At 57.6% G+C, this 15,516-nt stretch carries 16 protein-coding genes and 1 pseudogene; 8 read left to right on the forward strand and 9 right to left on the reverse strand.

Annotation, left to right across the window (positions count from 1 at the left end):
* Window positions 1–600: 600 nt before the first annotated feature.
* Window positions 601–801 (forward strand): hypothetical protein, encoded by a 201-nt coding sequence (locus tag EHF33_RS14250; RefSeq protein ID WP_124873377.1) that lies wholly within the window; start codon window positions 601–603, stop codon window positions 799–801.
* 589 nt (window positions 802–1,390) lie between these two features.
* Here the strand turns inward: EHF33_RS14250 and EHF33_RS14255 are convergent.
* The 3 genes from EHF33_RS14255 to EHF33_RS14265 form a co-directional block, all read right to left on the reverse strand.
* Window positions 1,391–2,550 (reverse strand): IS3 family transposase gene (locus EHF33_RS14255; protein ID WP_124867955.1). Its coding sequence is split into 2 segments (ribosomal slippage): window positions 1,391–2,283 and window positions 2,283–2,550, totalling 1,161 coding nucleotides; the frame shifts between segments, so codons are not numbered across the junction.
* A gap of 145 nt (window positions 2,551–2,695) precedes the next feature.
* Window positions 2,696–3,778, reverse strand: coding sequence for a permease prefix domain 1-containing protein (locus EHF33_RS14260; RefSeq protein WP_124873379.1), 1,083 nt, complete (start codon window positions 3,776–3,778; stop codon window positions 2,696–2,698).
* On the reverse strand, window positions 3,775–4,101 hold the full coding sequence (locus tag EHF33_RS14265; protein ID WP_124873381.1) for a PadR family transcriptional regulator: 327 nt from the start codon (window positions 4,099–4,101) through the stop codon (window positions 3,775–3,777). Before EHF33_RS14265 ends, EHF33_RS14260 begins: the two co-directional genes overlap by 4 nt.
* Before the next feature lie 187 nt (window positions 4,102–4,288).
* Between EHF33_RS14265 and EHF33_RS14270 the strand changes: the two genes are divergently transcribed.
* The 3 genes from EHF33_RS14270 (at window position 4,289) to EHF33_RS21485 (ending at window position 6,360) form a co-directional block, all read left to right on the forward strand.
* Complete coding sequence (locus tag EHF33_RS14270) at window positions 4,289–4,648, forward strand: PadR family transcriptional regulator (RefSeq protein WP_124873383.1); 360 nt, start codon at window positions 4,289–4,291, stop codon at window positions 4,646–4,648.
* A complete protein-coding gene (locus EHF33_RS14275; protein ID WP_124873385.1) occupies window positions 4,645–5,751 on the forward strand; it encodes a permease prefix domain 1-containing protein in 1,107 nt (368 codons plus the stop codon). Before EHF33_RS14270 ends, EHF33_RS14275 begins: the two co-directional genes overlap by 4 nt.
* 378 nt (window positions 5,752–6,129) lie before the next feature.
* Entirely contained in the window at window positions 6,130–6,360 is a 231-nt protein-coding gene (locus tag EHF33_RS21485) for a sensor histidine kinase (protein WP_338135044.1), read from the forward strand.
* A 495-nt stretch (window positions 6,361–6,855) separates the two neighbouring features.
* On the opposite strand, the gene EHF33_RS14285 is transcribed toward EHF33_RS21485, so the two are convergent.
* The 4 genes from EHF33_RS14285 to EHF33_RS14300 all read right to left on the reverse strand — a co-directional run bounded on the left by EHF33_RS14285 (window position 6,856) and on the right by EHF33_RS14300 (window position 10,117).
* Entirely contained in the window at window positions 6,856–7,728 is an 873-nt protein-coding gene (locus EHF33_RS14285; RefSeq protein ID WP_124873387.1) for a GGDEF domain-containing protein, read from the reverse strand.
* Window positions 7,725–8,792, reverse strand: a complete 1,068-nt coding sequence (locus EHF33_RS14290; RefSeq protein ID WP_241191359.1) for an EAL domain-containing protein — start codon at window positions 8,790–8,792, stop codon at window positions 7,725–7,727. The genes EHF33_RS14285 and EHF33_RS14290 overlap by 4 nt, the downstream gene beginning before the upstream one ends.
* Before the next feature lie 255 nt (window positions 8,793–9,047).
* Window positions 9,048–9,374, reverse strand: coding sequence for a hypothetical protein (locus EHF33_RS14295; protein WP_124873389.1), 327 nt, complete (start codon window positions 9,372–9,374; stop codon window positions 9,048–9,050).
* On the reverse strand, window positions 9,371–10,117 hold the full coding sequence (locus tag EHF33_RS14300) for a sunset domain-containing protein (RefSeq protein ID WP_124873391.1): 747 nt from the start codon (window positions 10,115–10,117) through the stop codon (window positions 9,371–9,373). Before EHF33_RS14300 ends, EHF33_RS14295 begins: the two co-directional genes overlap by 4 nt.
* Before the next feature lie 101 nt (window positions 10,118–10,218).
* Between EHF33_RS14300 and EHF33_RS14305 the strand changes: the two genes are divergently transcribed.
* Both EHF33_RS14305 and EHF33_RS14310 read left to right on the forward strand, forming a co-directional pair.
* Window positions 10,219–12,501: a uracil-DNA glycosylase gene (locus EHF33_RS14305; RefSeq protein ID WP_241191360.1), complete on the forward strand. Its 2,283-nt coding sequence runs from the start codon at window positions 10,219–10,221 to the stop codon at window positions 12,499–12,501.
* Window positions 12,502–12,805: 304 nt separating this feature from the next.
* Window positions 12,806–12,981: pseudogene (locus EHF33_RS14310) on the forward strand (transposase); the annotation flags it as partial.
* A gap of 166 nt (window positions 12,982–13,147) precedes the next feature.
* Here EHF33_RS14310 and EHF33_RS21135 read toward each other — a convergent pair.
* Together EHF33_RS21135 and EHF33_RS21140 are read right to left on the reverse strand one after the other, a co-directional pair.
* Window positions 13,148–13,294: a hypothetical protein gene (locus tag EHF33_RS21135; RefSeq protein ID WP_164473525.1), complete on the reverse strand. Its 147-nt coding sequence runs from the start codon at window positions 13,292–13,294 to the stop codon at window positions 13,148–13,150.
* A 282-nt stretch (window positions 13,295–13,576) separates the two neighbouring features.
* Window positions 13,577–13,825, reverse strand: coding sequence for a hypothetical protein (locus EHF33_RS21140; RefSeq protein ID WP_164473526.1), 249 nt, complete (start codon window positions 13,823–13,825; stop codon window positions 13,577–13,579).
* Between EHF33_RS21140 and EHF33_RS21145 the strand changes: the two genes are divergently transcribed.
* Window positions 13,712–15,058: an eCIS core domain-containing protein gene (locus EHF33_RS21145; RefSeq protein WP_277425551.1), complete on the forward strand. Its 1,347-nt coding sequence runs from the start codon at window positions 13,712–13,714 to the stop codon at window positions 15,056–15,058. The genes EHF33_RS21140 and EHF33_RS21145 overlap by 114 nt on opposite strands.
* Window positions 15,055–15,465 carry a hypothetical protein gene (locus EHF33_RS14320; RefSeq protein ID WP_124873397.1) on the forward strand — a complete coding sequence of 137 codons (411 nt, stop codon included), beginning with the start codon at window positions 15,055–15,057 and terminating at the stop codon, window positions 15,463–15,465. Before EHF33_RS21145 ends, EHF33_RS14320 begins: the two co-directional genes overlap by 4 nt.
* The last annotated feature ends 51 nt before the right edge of the window (window positions 15,466–15,516 follow it).

Consider the following 15,516-nt stretch of genomic DNA (forward strand, 5'->3'; position numbering starts at 1 on the left):
CTACTTCTTTGTACCAAATCCAAGCTGCGCCACGCTCACGCATGTGCCGGTCTCGCAGTGCTACGGCATACTGCCGCGCCGCGTCAGCGTCGGGCAGCTCCAGCACCTCTACTGTCGGGGGCAGCGATATATCTTTGATTGCCTTTCCAACTCTGTACAAGAACCGAAACCAAGGCATATCTAGAGTGTGCGCCAGACTGGGTCAAGATACAGTTGATGTTTTTGGCTGATTCAGACGACGGTCTCCCAGTACAACGTTTTTCACGTCGCCCGTTTTAGCACCAAAAGCTGTGAGTGCTAAATGACAGGGGCACGAGCGATCCCTGGTGGCTCACCTAACCAAACCAAACGACCAGACGCACGTGCTTTAGCTCGAAATAGCGGGTCAAGACGACCATCAGCTCGAACAACATGTGCCAGCTCTTGTACGTGGTTTAAGTGGCAGATGTGTGGCCGGGCAGGCTTCTGCACCCTGCGAAGCAGAATCCTGTTTGCCTTCGAGCACCAAGGTTGAAGCAGAACGGGTTTTTGGGAGCAACTCACCCCGTCCCTACCCGGTAATCAGATACAAATCGCCTTAAGTTGGAATAGATTGGATGGATGCGTATGACTATTTACGGCATAAACGGTGTGCCCATCAGTGACAGCGACGTTGAGCATATTCAACGCTTCGACCAGATGCGTCATACTCTCCCTAGTGTACCTAGCGCAGAAAAGGAGCGTCAGCAGGCCGAAGCACTGGGTCTAAGCGTAGAGCAATTTCGGCAACTCAACGCCTCGCTGAAAGCGCTTAAGCGGTAGTGTTGCCATCGGCGGATGAAAGGGGATCTCGCTAGTTCTTGGTGATCGCTGTCCCGCCCTAGCTAATCGGCACTGCACCCGCACTCGGAACGGTTCTGTCAGGTTAATCATTCGGCTGGTAGGCGAAGCGCATGAGGTTGCCCCTGCCGTCGGTTTAGTCCAATTGCACTCCAAATCTTAGCTTTGAGGTGCTTCCAAGAACGGTCATGGATGGTAAAGGAGCGACACGAAGCCGCACCGTTACACCGGTCAACGGAGCGTTCGTGGGTGTAACACTTCTGAGCAGATCAGGTGTCTGTGCCCTGTTCTTAGCGAGGCCGTTCCAGGTCTTGCACTCGTTGCTCGAGGTCATGCACTCGCTGAGATTGTCCACCGCTCCAAACCCGGCTGATAACCCGGAGTACTAAGAAAAGCCCACCGAGCAGAACAACAACCACGACAAGTATCAAAATCAGTTCAAGTGGACCCATAGATTCAATATTACTTGATGACTGGCGTCCGTTGACCGGAATATCTGTCCAGTTAGGGTATACCTTAATCTGACTGTTAAGCTAAAGGTTGGGCTTGCCCCGATTTTGCGTAGTTGAGGTTAAGCGGCTGTAGCTTGGCGTTCGAAGTCAGCGGGTGTCAAGTAGCCTAGAGACGAGTGGCGGCGCTGACGGTTATAAAAGACCTCAATGAACTCGAAAATGGCTTGTCTGGCAACTGCTCGGGTCTCGAAGATCGTCTCCTCGAACAGCTCCCGTTTCAGGGAGCTGAAAAAGCTCTCCACAACGGCGTTATCCCAGCATTCCCCTTTGCGGCTCATACTGCACTTCGCCTGAATCTGTGCGAGTGCAGATTGAAACAGATGGCTCGTATACTGACTTCCTTGGTCGCTGTGATGCAGCAAACCTGGTGGTGGATTTCGGCGCTGGACAGCCATGTGCAACGCTGCCACTGGCAGCGTTGCAGGCATGTACGCATCCATTGCATACCCCACTACCGTTCGGGAAAACAGATCGAGGGTGACAGCCAAGTAGAGCCAGCCTTCTTTCGTGGGAATGTAGGTCAAATCGGCGGCCCAGATCTGGTTGGGCTGCTGGACGTTGAACTGGCGATCAAGCAGGTTTGGGCAGACTGGATCGCTGTGATTACGGTTGGTCGTGCGTACTGAGCGGTGCTTTCCTTTAGCTCGCAGCCCACCAATACGCATCAAACGGGCAATCCTCTTCTTGGAGACCGACAATCCTTCGGCTTTCAGCTCCGCATGAATCCGTGGGGCACCGTAGCGTGCCTTGCGGTGGTGGTAGACATCGTGGATGCGCTGCTTCAGCAGCGCGTCCTGTTGCTGCTGATTGGAGATGGGCCTTCTTCGCCAACTGTGGTAGCCGCTCACTGAAACCTCCAGCACCCGACACATGATGTCCAAGCGGTACTGGGATCGGTAGTCATGAATGAAGCGGAATCTCAGTACGTAGTTTCTTTGGCAAAGAAGGCCGTCGCTTTTTTCAGGATTTCACGTTCTTGGCGCAGGACTTCAACTTCCTTGCGGAGCCTGCGAATCTCTTGTTGGTCGGCGGTCAGTAGTTGCTGACCATGACCGGGGAATGCGGCATGGCCAACCTCTTGCTCAGCGCTCATCCATTTACGGATGAGCGAAACACTGACGCTCAGGTCGCGGGCGGTACTGGAGACGTTGCCGTTCGTTCGGGCAAGCTGCACGGCGTCTCGTTTGAAGTCAGCGGTATGGATTCTGCGGTTTGTCATGATGGGCCTCCTATTGTCGAGGCTTATCTCCATCTACGCAAAACTGGGCCACTCTCAGGTGTTCTTGTGTCAGGTTAGGGTTGGTTTTAGATTTTTTAGACACGCCCCAATCAAGGTCTAAGACCCTATTTGTACCAGAGGCGGGCTATTCGACTAAGCTCTCCACCACTTGGTGGAGGGGCTGCACGACATAGCGTGTTCCGTTTCTGCTGTCATTCGGAAGCCGCAGGAGCACTGCCGCTGCCGTGCCCCGCTCATCGCGTCCTTTCAGCTGCTGGAACGCCGTCATATTCGGGACGAGTTGCAAGCGGTTCAGCCCATATTGCAGATTAAAGGTGAGCTTCCCTTGAGCGTCAGTCGGAGCCACATCGAAATCGAAGACCAGATGGCCCTGTTCTTTGTGGGTGGTCACCAGAGCATACACTTCCCCAGATCGGCCTACGCCATTTAGCAGATAGTGGCTGCGGATGGCAGAGGGATACCAGCGCAGATTGCTCATATAGAAGCGGTCCGGCTGATTCCCGAGTACCTCCACGACGAAGGGCCCGATGAACTGAGCATAGATGTTATAAGCGTCGGTTGGCGCGACTGGGGTGCCCAGCTGGAGCGCCACTGCACCCAGGTGAAGGATGGGATTGGTCCAGCCTTCCAACTGCACGGAGAGGCCTGCGTCGTCGGCTGCTTTGATCAGCAGGTTGGCATCCAGGTAGGTCTTGTGGTTGGTGGTGTTCGGATACAACGTGGGGAGCAGGCCGGAGATCGGGAGATTCGGGTAGATCGTGACCGGGCGCTTGCCGTTCGGGAAGGTCAAGGTCCAGTGATCGACGGGCCCTTGCACGCTGACCCCTTCCTTTTGGAGTTGAGCCTTGAGACTCTTGACCTCGACGTACTGCAAGCTGAGCTCTGGGATTGACGAGGCTGGACCCTCGACCTGCGCCTGGGTGTGAGGGAGGGTGAGGATCAGGGTGGCACCGAGCATGCCGAGCAGGCCCAGCGGCGTGAGCCACGGAACGGTATGAACCTGCAGCAATCCGCGATTGACGGTGGCTGGCGCGCCGAGTTCGGCAAGCACTCGGGCTTCGGCTGCCTCTTCGCTCAGTCCGAACGCCTGGTGCTGGCGCATGCGTTCATAGAGGTGGCTTGACAGTTCAGCTCGGACAGCGTTGCGAGCCGAACCGGTAAGGCCGCGTGTGGCCTGCCGGAGGTAGCGGTCGGTGGCGCGGCTCATGCCTGACCGCCGAACGGCTGCATAGCGGCGGCGAAGGCCTGCCAGTTCTGCTGTCGGCGGGCGAGATCCGTGCGGCCGGCTGGCGTCAGGTGGTAGTACTTGCGGGGGGGGCCGCCGGTCGGACTGGGTTGGAGGTCGGCAGTTAGAAGACCCTGCTTCTCAAGACGGTGAAGGGCGGGATAGAGCGTGCCTTCCTTGAAGTGGAAGTGACCGACGGTGAGCGCGTGGACGTGCTGGATGAGCTGAACGCCGTAAAGCGGGGCGTGCTCGAGGCTGGCGAGGAGAATCAGGTCGAGGTGGCCGCGCAGGGTGTTCTGATCCATAGTGCTCCTTTACTACCTTGTGTGGCTATATATAGCCACACAAGGTATAAGAAGTCAAGTTCCTCCACGTCTAGCACTCCTAAGTCGCGAACTGGCCTGTGAACTGACCAGATCCATTGACAATCTTGGTTCTGGGGCTCAATATATAGGAACTCGATAGAGCGTTTCGATATAAGGAGACCCACCCATGTCCAGACCTGCACCCGATTCGCCCGACGCCAATCTGCTGCGTGGCCACCTCGATCTGATCCTACTGAGCATCATCCAGGGCCAACCGAAATACGGTCTGGAAATCAGTAAGCAAGCGCAGGAGCGCACAGACGGCTACTTTGATCTGAAGGTAGGCAGCCTGTACCCGGCTCTGCACCGCCTGGAAAAAGCCGGTTTTGTGCGCGGCGAGTTTCAGAGTGCACCCCGAAGCGGCAGCCCAGTAAAGGTCTACGCCCTGACCGAGAGCGGCGGCCAGGAACTGGAGGCGCGGCGACAGGAGTTCAAGACGTTCACACAGCAACTCGGCAAGTTATGGCAACTGGGAGGCATTCAATGAAACAGACCGAGCGGTACTTGAAAGCGGCCACGCGGGGACTGTGGGGCCGGGGGCGGCACGAACTACGAACCGAATTGCAGGGCCATATTAACGAGCGGGTGGCCGAGTTCCGGCTGGGCGGGCTGAGTGCAGAGGAAGCCGAGCGCCAGACGCTGCGCGAACTCGGCACGCCCGAACGGGTCAGCAGCGGGATGCTGGGCGTGCATACCTTCCCCGCCCTGAGCAAGGCCGGGGCACTGACCCTCCTGCTGGCGACAACGCTAATGACGACGGTGCCGCAGAGCTTGGCACAGGTGAAGGGCATTTACGGTAGTTTCCCGAATACTGGGGAAAGCAGCTATCTGGATTTTGAACAGCTCAAGGCGGCCATCGAGAAGTCGGGTGGGGAACTCGTCGGCAAACCAGACAATGCCGTGATCACGGTGCCAGGTGCGCCGCGTGCCCATTATCCGCTCAGCATCACGAAATGGCCGGGAACGGTTCTGGTGCAAGGGAATAGAACTTATCTCAGCACCAACACCCTCATTGGTGGCATCCTCAGCTCCGGTGCAGATTTGCGGATTCTGGGTTGGAAAAATCTCACCTTGAGAGCTGGCAAAGCTGATATCCAATTTGAGACGGATGATCAGCGGGTCGTGAGTAATCTGTACACCAGTACGCTCATCGGAGACATCGCTTTTAGGGGTGACGGCATCAGCTGGGGTCTTGCTTCGAATGAGGTCGCCGGAAAAGCACTGGGCTTCACTGGACAATTTAAGAAAGGGGGCGTGTATGCGCTGGTGCTCCCGGAGCTGACCTATTGGACTTCGCAAGGATCGAGTAATGGCCCACAGGATGGATATGTCATCTTGAACAGTAATGTCAACCAGGCTCAAACAGGGAGCGTTGCGTTTCAGGTGAGTGACGTCAAGCAGCCGTTCAAACTGTATTCCAATGTCAGGGAGTTTCAGGCCGCACTGGATCCTTACCGCACCATTGCCACGGCCCCAGTCGCCTACTGGGACGCCGCCCACCCTGCCCCAGCGCTGATTCTGGAACTCAGTGGCCATTTTGGAGACGACGCCTACACGGTAGTCAATCCCAGCGCAGTCCATATCAAGTAGCCAGCTCAAAGGGCTGAAGTTTGCTCGTTTCTTAGCCCCTCAGCAGTCTCAGCAGCCAGCCGAGCAACACAGCGGGCACCGGCACCGGCTGAGACTGCGAGCTGGACAGTGAGGCATAAAGGTTCTCAAACGCCGGCTCCTGAGTGGTTATGCCTGGCCCGCTGATCCGGCGCTGCAAAACGCATTCAGACGCCTGCTTAATGAGGCTCGCCTGCAATTCTGAGCCGGACGGGCGGCGTTGAAGGCGACGACGCGCCCAACAGGGACGCCCGCAGCGCTGTGCTGACTCAGCTCACTGAGAATGCCGTAAAATTCACCCGCAGCCGTGATCCCGCGGTCATCAGAGTCTGGGCCGAGGACTAGGGGGAGGCGTGGAGCGTGTTCGTGCAGGACAACGGCCTGGGTTTTGATCCCAAGTATCAGGACCGACAGTTTAACCTGTTTCAGCGGCTGCACAGCGTGCAGGAAGTGAGCGGAACAGGTGTGGGGCTGACGAGTATCCGGCGGCTGATCCTCAAGCACGGCGGTGAGGTCTTCGCCGAGAGCCAGGTGGGCGAGGGTGCCACCTTCGGCTTTACCCTGCCCAAGAACAGTTCGCTCAGACCATGACAGCCATACCCAAGCTGTCAGGGGAGAACCGTTGTTCAAGCGGCCATTCCTGAAGCACCTCAAGAATGTGGGAGCAACATCTGCAGCGAAAAGTCAGGTGAAGCATGGCCTCGCTGTCAGGCACCGATCTGGGAGCTGCGAACCAGCTCTCGGCTTACCTTCAGGAGATCACCGAGGCCCTCACCGCCTGCGACACCGAGCAGAACATCATCGAGATCGTCCTGCCCAGGTCACGGCGAAAGCGAGGTAAAGGTGAGGCAAGGACCAACCTCGTTGTGAACGGAAGGAGTGGCCTAGGAACGTCAGGTGAGTGTTCCGGGAACCCGCTACAAGGAGATTCAGACCGTTTTGGACGGTCTGAATCTCCACCAGCACACCCGCACCATTGTTCTCGCGCTCAATCGGAGAAGGAATCAGCCCAAGACCCGGCTGAACTGCCAAGTTGCCAGAGCCGTAACGAGAAAACGGGAGTGGTCGGAGTCACGAACGACCAACCTACCGCGGTTGAGTTGACAGCGCCCCCTGAGTACTGGCCTTGTGAAGGTACATACGTCGGTCTGCTTCACGGAATACGCCCCAGACATCGGGATGGTCGTCAGGAAAGCACGCCATCCCGACACTCAGCGGCACGCTTCGCTGCAGCTCAGCAAGTTTCATCTGCCATTTCGTGACTCGGGCCTCCAGAACGGTTGGTCCTTCACAGTTGATCAGGACAACGAATTCGTCACCTCCGAGCCGAAACGCCCGGTCGCCCGGGTCGCACAGGTCTTCCAGATGCCGGGCCAGCCGTTGGATCAACTCGTCACCGGCGATGTGTCCTTGCCGGTCATTGACCTGCTTGAGGTTGTTGAGATCCGCCACGATCAACGCAAACGGCTTGTGTGCTTTCTGATTTTCATCGAGCTTCACATCGAAGGCCCGGCGGTTGCTCAAACCCGTCAGGCTATCGGTCAGCGCCGCGCGTTCCAGCGCCTGCTGCACCTGATGCAACAGCGTCACGTCCTGCTGAATGCCAATGAAACACCGCAGCACACCGTCCTGGAACACAGGCGTGATGTTCACCCGGTACAGCAGTTCTTGACCATTCTTTCTATAGTTCAGGAGTGTCCGCTGCACTGGTGCCTGCGCGTTGAGCGCGTCGCGGATGGCCTGGACGTCGGCGGGGTCAGTGCCTGGGCCTTGCAGTAAACTGCATGATCTTCCAGCCACCTCAGCGAGCGTATAGCCGGTTTCCTGAGTGAACGTGCTGTTGACGTAAACGATGCGTCTGCGAGCATTGGTCACCACCACACCCAGGTGCACCTGAGCAAGGATCAGCCGCAGTAAGGCCGGGTCGTCCTCCACGTTCAGGTCGAATACACCAGTCATACCTGAGCGCTCCACCAGTCGGTGGCTTTCAGGGAAAGGCCAGACAGCAGTTCAGCCGGGCGTCCCAGGTAGTATCCCTGGACCAGATCCACTCCCGTCTCCCGTACCGCGGCGAGTTCCTCGGGTTCCTCAATGCCTTCGGCCACCACCTGAATGCCGAGATCGTGCGCGTACTCGACCAGTGACCGGACCAGCCTGAACGCTGGGGTCGAGTGTTCAAGGCCCTGGATCAGTGCACGGTCGAGCTTGACGATGTCCGGCTTCAATTCGGCGAGGTACGACAGGCTGGTCCTCCCGGAGCCCAGATCATCCAAGGCGACCCGGGCTCCTTCTCTGCGGTAGCGCTCAAGAATCGATCGTAGGAGCTGCAAATCCGGGAAATCCTCACCTTCGGTGATTTCGAACACCAGCCGGGAGAAATCTGCGCCCACCTCACGGCAGGCCTGGAAGGTCGTCTGCAGGCAGATGTCCGGGTTGTAGATGACGCCAGGAGAAAAGTTGATGAACAAGGACTGCGAGGATTCCAGTTTTCCGTAGAGCTGCCGAATCGCAGTCGTTCTTGCCAGGGCGTCGAAGGCGCGCAACTGATCGTGAGCCACAGCGGCCTTCAGCAACGGTCCGGCCCCGATCAGTTCCTGACCCAGGCGTGCGCGGACGAGGGCCTCGTAGGCCACCACCTCTCCGGTACGCACCTCGACGATCGGTTGCCCGTAAAACACCAGATTTTGGGTTGCAGATTCGAACCAGTGGCTGTCGAGTCGCTCTGCCCAGATGTGCAGAGGATGCATGTCCCAGATCAGCGGGCCTGCAGCGGTACAGGGCACTGCGCGAAGTGCGAGGCGGTCATCTTCGGTCAGGCCGCCGACCAGATGAACGAGACGGGGGAAATCAGGGGCCACAATCCGAACGTCGTCTGCATCGCCGGGGTACATACCAATGTCATGGGTATGAAGCAAAATGTTCAGGCGCTGCCGGAGGGAATGGGATGACGAGTGAATAGCAAGTGAGGTGATGGGAGACGGCGCGGCCGGCTGGATAGCGTGGCAGGTACAGCGATGATTCAAGTTTCACTCCTCATAAGGATTGGTCTGCTCACCGTTCATGTTGGTGTGGCGGGCATGCCTTCTGGAGACCGGAGATCAGAGTAAAGAATGTTTCCAACAGAATCCATACGCTCCAGTAAAGTTAAAGCCGGATGGAGAACAGTTGAAGGTAGAGTGAAAACTGGTGACAGCTCAGCACAAGGTCCTCTCCTCGTGTTGAGCTGTCACGGGCGAACCGCTTACGACCACCTGAGAATCAGAAAAGAGAATGCTGTATCAGATCTGTCCGCTCACCAGTGGGGATACTGATTTCACCGTGACCTGTCCGCTTTTGAAAGCGACATGGTCTCGGCTTCCCCAGTGCCCCCAGAACTCCTGCGGCACTTTGCCGGAAATGCTGTAGCGCAGGTACAGGTAGCCCGGCTCGCTCTCCTGCTGCACCGCATTGACCTCAGCGCGGCTGAGTGTCGGGTTCTGGAGCGCTTGGAAGTGCGGGTCCGCGTTGAGCAAAGCCTGCACCTGAACAAGAAGCTGCTGGTCCTTTTCGCTCGGCGCAGCGTTGCTGCCGTCGGGCTTGATCACGGTCATCTGGATATCACTCATTTGATCCCCCGGTAGCCTGCTGTCTGCGCCGCCGCTGCACTCGCAAAGCAAGATTTGGCTTTGGTGCGCTGGTAATTGCCGTCGCCAGTGGGCAGATGGTAGATGCCTGCTTTACTGACTTTGATCGGTGACGTGTTGGGGCAACTGCCGTCCGCATTGGGCAGCGCCGAATCCGCCGCGCTGCCGCTCCCCTGTGCGGTGTTCTGCATTGGGACGGGTGAAGGCGTCGGGAGCACCGGTACCTTCACCGTCAAGGCGGTGCTCCCAATGACCTGCGCGCCGCCGGGCAGTGGACCAACGTATTTGACATACGCCGCCGTCCAGTTGGACGCGATCGCTGTTTGCGCTTCCTGCATGGTGATCTTGCCGCTGCAGGCCAAGTCGTGCAGCTTGTTCTCCAGCGAGTCTTTGACGTGGGCATTGAGCGGCATGGTCTTGAACGATTCGGGGAACAGATTGCGGACACTGTTGGAGCCGCCGAGTTCCAGCGAGACGATGTGGTCGATCTCGTACTCGCCAGACTCACGGGAGGTGATGCCGTATTCCTTGTACACCTGCTCTTTGAGGCTCTGCGGAACGTTGCGGACGGTCTTGGTGTAGCCGGAGACGCAGATGATGGCCGTGTCTGAGGTCAGAACGTCGCCGGGAGAGAGCTTGGGATCCGGCAGGACGGGGGCTTTCTGGTTGTAGGCGAAGCCAACGCCTAAACTCGCCAACGCGAGGGTCAGCAGGAGCAGTTTCATGAGGTGAGTCTGGCAGATCGGGTTGACGTATGGCTGAAGCTGTTCAAGGATCAGGCTGTTCGCCTACGGAACTGCTATCCCGCTTACTAGACAATAAAGCTGTGTCGGTTCTGTCTGCATCTAACTCGGTTGCCCAGCATGCCCAGATCGTTTGGTTTAAAAAGGATTTGCGAATCAGCGATCACGCCCCGCTGGTTCACGCCGCTGCACGCGGGCCAGTTGTGCCGCTATACATTTATGAACCGGAGCAATTCACGCACGAGGAATTTGCTGGTCATCATTTGACCTATCTCAACAGCTGTTTGCAAGAACTCGATCAGCACCTGCGGCAACTCGGCACGCCGCTCATCGTGCGGGTGGGTGAGGCGGTCAGTGTGATGGAAGCGCTGCGGGAGGAAGTCGGCATCGGCGGCATCTGGGCACATGAGGAAACCGGCAATGCTGTGAGCTACGACCGTGACCGGCAGGTGCGGACTTGGTCGCGGGAGCGTGGCATTCCCTTTCACGAGTTGCCGCAAAACGGGGTGGTGCGCCGCATGACCAACTGCGACGGTTGGGCTGATACTTGGGAGGAGCGCTTGGGGTCGCACCCGCTGCTGCCGCCCGCCACACTCAGCGGCACTGCCCTGTTTTCGCAGAGCCTGCGCACCCACGCCGAGCTTGGTGTAGCGCCTGGCCAGCAAATTGTCATTCCTGGCGGCGAGCAGGCCGCCCGCGATACGCTCGGCAGCTTCCTGACGGTGCGCGGCGTCAATTACATGCGCGAGATGAGCAGCCCGCTGAGTGCAGAGACCGCCTGCTCACGGCTGAGCGCTCCGCTGGCTTTCGGTACGTTGTCGCTCAGGGAAACGCTGCACGCTACCCGGCAACGCTTAGCCGCCGTCAGCGGAGACACGGCAGCCGATCCACGCTGGGTCAGATCACTCAGGAGTTACGAGAGCCGCCTGCATTGGCACTGCCACTTTATGCAGCGGCTGGAATCCGAGCCGGAGATGGAATTTCACAATCTCAATCGGGCCTTTGACGGCTTGCGCGAGCATGATTGGAACCCTGAGTTTTTTGACCGCTGGGCACACGGGCAAACCGGCTTCCCCCTGATTGACGCCTGTATGCGGATGCTGACGGCCACCGGCTGGCTCAATTTCAGGATGCGGGCCATGCTGGTGAGTTTCGCCTCGCAGCACCTGTGGCTGCACTGGCGGCCTACTGGAGTGTTTCTGGCACGGCAGTGGCTCGACAACGAACCCGGCATCCATTGGTCGCAGATGCAGATGCAGAGCGCGGTGGTGGGCATCAACCGCGTCCGCATCTACTCGCCCACCCGCCAGGCAAAGCAGCAAGACCCAGCAGGTGAGTTCATCCGCCGCTGGGTGCCAGAGTTGCGGGACGCGCCGATAGATTTCATCCATGCGCCTTGGGAGTGGAGCGGGGCGAGCCGCCTGAACTACCCGGCTCCCATCGTGGATGAAGGTAAAGCGGCGCGGGCCGCCAAAGCCAAAATTATGGCAGCCCGTACCCAGCCCCAGTTTGAGCCTGAATCGCGGCGGGTCTACGCCCTGCACGGCAGCCGCAAGAAGGCAGTCATGCGGGCCGAGCGAGTGGCGCGAGGCTTGCCACCCAAACCGATAAAGGCAACGTCCAAACCGCCAAAACCTGTGCTGGTGAGCGCCAATCAGCCCGCCTTATTCAGCAGCGCTCAGACCGGCGGTAAGCCCATCCAGATTGCCGGTCTGCCGGACTCTTGGCGAAATGCGCTTGCCGCCGAGTTCGCCGCACCGTACTTCCAGGCCCTCAAGGACTTCTTGGTGCGCGAGCGGGCCGAGCACACCGTTTACCCGCCCGCGCCGGATGTATTCAATGCCCTACGGCTGACCCCACTAGAAGAGGTGAAGGTGCTGATTCTGGGACAAGATCCCTACCACGGACACGGCCAAGCTCAGGGCCTGTCGTTCAGCGTGCGGCCTGGCGTGCGGGTGCCACCGAGCTTACAGAACATCTACAAGGAGCTTCAGGACGACCTCAGTATCCAGCCTCCCCGAAACGGTGATTTGACCCCTTGGACTGCTCAGGGCGTGCTGCTGCTCAACGCCGTGCTGACGGTTCGGGCGGGCCAACCCAATAGCCACGCGGGTCAAGGCTGGGAGCCGCTGACCGACGCGGTCATCCGGGCGGTGAACGCTCAGACGCAGCGTGTGGTCTTTGTGCTGTGGGGTGCGTATGCCCGTAAGAAGGCCAACTTGATTACTGGGCCGCAGCACATCATTTTGCAGTCCGCTCACCCTTCTCCGTACAGCGCTGAGCGTTTCTTTGGTACTCGCCCGTTCTCGCGGGCCAATGCTGCGCTTGAAGAGGCCGGACGCGGGTCGGTTGCGTGGTCTACCTAAGTAGGTCGCGCTGGCCTCGGTTCCTAGTTTATGGATTGTGTTGGCTTGACCAGCTATGGTTAGAATGTTTAACTCCAAATGTTCCTATCAATTTAACTGTCCAATAAATCACTTTACTTCATTTTGGCGGTTTTACAATGAAGTCATGTTAAGTAATATCGCCTTCTCGTGACGAAACAGGGGTCATTTCAAGATCGATACTGGTGACGAATTCGGACTTTCCGGCTAGCGCAGCAAATCTAGAAGCTGCCAAGCACCGGTTTGAAGTTCTGAGTACAGACTCGGTGCACAGCAGAATGACCGGATGACCCAACGCGGCTATCCCAGCAATGTCGACGACGACACGTATCTCTTCTTGCTTCCTTACCTCTTACTCAGCCCAAAAGATGCTAGACAGCGGAAATACCCATCCGAGGCGTCCTCAATGCCCTGCTCTGGGTCGCCCGAACAGGAGCGCAATGGGCCTACCTGCCCCATGACCTTAGCCGTGCGCAGGCGCTAAACTGACCGTATGTCTGAGTACGAGCGCCGCACCAAGTCCAAGTTGCCGGAAGCGACTCAAGCCAAAAGTACAGCGGTATTTCAGCCGATACGGCGTGCCCCCCAGCCTGCGCCTGCTCAATTTGAGAGAGTGAGGCAAGCGGCTTTAGCGACCAAAGCAGCGCCCACCGTCCCCGCTGCCTACCAGATGACGCCCCAAAGCGTGATGACAGGTGTAACGGCCCAGCGCCAAGCTGCACAGCCGGTAATAGAGGCCGCCCAACTCAGCCGCGCTGACCAAGTGGCCACTCAACAAGTCACCCAGCGCTTAGCGGTGCAGCGGCGAGCCATGCAGGAAAGCCAAACCGTTCTGAAGCTGAACGGACTCGAACCCAAGCCCGAACATCAGTTGCAGCGCTCCATTCCTGCCCCAGAAGCTGCTGTACCTCACTTGACGCCGGTTCAGCGCCAAGCTCTGACCGAAACGGCCAGCAACACTATCGGCTCAGCCCTGACCAGTCATGCAAGGTATCTGCCACCTGCTACGCGAGTGGACGTGGCCAACCAAGTCGTGCAGCGCTTCAAAGCTCAAGGACTAGAAGCCGCCCCTCTGCAAGCCGTGATGCTGCAACGTGCCCCCGATGACGCCACCCACCGAGCTGCCGAGAAAGCCATCGACGCGCAACGGCAAGTCGAGCAGCGCCAAGCCAAAGAACACAGCGACCACGCTTTGCTCACCCATCACGCCGCCGTCCAGCGCCAACTTCAGCAAACCGAGCAGCAACACGCCGCCCAGCAAGGCGACGCCGTAGCACGGATTGAAGCTCGCAGAGGCGGCGGTCAACCGCTTCCAGCAGCGGTTCGCAAGCAATTGGAACTCGGCCTCAACCACGACCTCACCGCCGTGCGGCTGCATACCGACGGCGAAGCCGACCTCATTGCTAAACAAATGCACGCGGTGGCATTTACCAGTGGCAAAGACGTTTACTTTCAGTCCGGTGAATTTGATCCGGTTAACAAGCTTGAACTGCTGGCGCACGAAGTTGCTCATACGGTGCAGCAAGCCAAAGGTCAAGTCGGAACGGGCATTGATCCCGATGCAGGTTTAGAAGCTGAAGCGAGGCAGTTTGGCAAACAACACGCTCAAACGGCCAATCAATCTGAAGCCAAACCTCAGAAGAATGCAGTCAAGCCAACCAGTGCGGCCAACACCATGCAGCGCCCAGTACAGCGGCAGGCCGCTCCAACGACAGCCAGCCCCGCCGTTGATCAAGCCAAGCTCGCTCAACTTCGCCGCGTCTTGACCGAATACAAAGCGCTTGTTCAAGCGGGCAAGATCACGCCAGTCCAGCGTCACCAAGTTGAACAAAGCCTTGCTGCGGCCAATAGCGCGGTTCGCCGAGCTGAAAGGGTTGCCGGACAAGGAAGTTCAGTGATGGCGGCGGCAGGTATTGTGGGTGGCGGCGGAAGCGCGGTGCTCATTGGTGATGACGTGACCGTGATCGGCGTGGCCGATGATGTGGCCTTGCCCTTTGTGTGGCTGGCCGCAGGGGGCTTGTTGTTAATCGGTCATCTGATGTCGTCCTCGACTGAAACTCAGCGCTCTGCTTGGAATGCTGCTCAGGGCAATGTGGATGCAGCAGTTGCTACGGTTGGAAATGTTGTCATGATGGCGAAACGGTCAAGAACGGAGACGCAAGCGCCGCCCATCAGTGTTGCTACGACGACAACTCAAGACAATAAAGCGCAGCAACACCGTGGACGACTTCAAGTCCAAGGAAGCGACATGGCCCGCTTCCCTAACGGCGAACTCTCATGGGCATGGACACAGCCGACCCCACCAACAGCGGTAGAAGCAGTTGCTGCTTTGGCGGCTATGAAATCACAACTGGGTAAACGTGAACTCGCTTTAAGAGTTGACGCTTTTACAAAAGCCGAAGCGCGAATCATCTATTTCCAATCAACAGGTGGGGTTTCTGCTATCTACAGAAAAACTTTTCAGGATGCCAATCTTCCCAAAGGAATGGGAAGCGCCCGTGTTGATATTGAAGTTTTAGAAGGAAAGGCATTTATATGAATTCGATAAATATCGGAGAAGTCAGAAAATTTGATGAGCAGTGTGGGGAGATCATGCTTGCCCTAGCAAATCTGGATGATGCTAGAGAGCTGCAAGAAATCGTTGACCAATTTGCAGAATCAGACAATATTTACCTTCTGCGTGGGCTATCAGGAAAATTTGCTGACTCTGAAGCGTCGAGTGAAATAAATTCGTTGGCTTTTCCAATGATCAACCACCTCAAGTATTTAGATTTTAATACGCTCTCAAACTTGATGACGGCGATTTCTCGCCTCTACCAGAAAGACGTCTCATGGAAGTCATCAGAAAACTTAAATACCGCAAAGAAGCTAGTAGAAATGTGCAAAAGGGTTGGTGGTGTTCTGAAGGAGGATGCAGAAGATTTTCACAACTTGTACTTAAGCTAGGTCGATAGCTGCTGAAGCGGTTTTGACGTGACCCCCAAATCTCGGTTCTGC

Origin of the sequence: Deinococcus psychrotolerans, assembly GCF_003860465.1 — a bacterium.
Taxonomy (GTDB): domain Bacteria; phylum Deinococcota; class Deinococci; order Deinococcales; family Deinococcaceae; genus Deinococcus; species Deinococcus psychrotolerans.

What these genes read in the sequence shown, in the direction of transcription:
- EHF33_RS14250 (WP_124873377.1), top strand. Translation starts at nt 601, where the DNA reads ATGCGTATGACTATTTACGGCATAAACGGTGTGCCCATCAGTGACAGC.
- EHF33_RS14260 (WP_124873379.1), bottom strand. Translation starts at nt 3,778, where the DNA reads ATGAGCCGCGCCACCGACCGCTACCTCCGGCAGGCCACACGCGGCCTT.
- EHF33_RS14320 (WP_124873397.1), top strand. Translation starts at nt 15,055, where the DNA reads ATGAATTCGATAAATATCGGAGAAGTCAGAAAATTTGATGAGCAGTGT.
- EHF33_RS14295 (WP_124873389.1), bottom strand. Translation starts at nt 9,374, where the DNA reads ATGAGTGATATCCAGATGACCGTGATCAAGCCCGACGGCAGCAACGCT.
- EHF33_RS14270 (WP_124873383.1), top strand. Translation starts at nt 4,289, where the DNA reads ATGTCCAGACCTGCACCCGATTCGCCCGACGCCAATCTGCTGCGTGGC.
- EHF33_RS14285 (WP_124873387.1), bottom strand. Translation starts at nt 7,728, where the DNA reads ATGACTGGTGTATTCGACCTGAACGTGGAGGACGACCCGGCCTTACTG.
- EHF33_RS14275 (WP_124873385.1), top strand. Translation starts at nt 4,645, where the DNA reads ATGAAACAGACCGAGCGGTACTTGAAAGCGGCCACGCGGGGACTGTGG.
- EHF33_RS14300 (WP_124873391.1), bottom strand. Translation starts at nt 10,117, where the DNA reads ATGAAACTGCTCCTGCTGACCCTCGCGTTGGCGAGTTTAGGCGTTGGC.
- EHF33_RS14265 (WP_124873381.1), bottom strand. Translation starts at nt 4,101, where the DNA reads ATGGATCAGAACACCCTGCGCGGCCACCTCGACCTGATTCTCCTCGCC.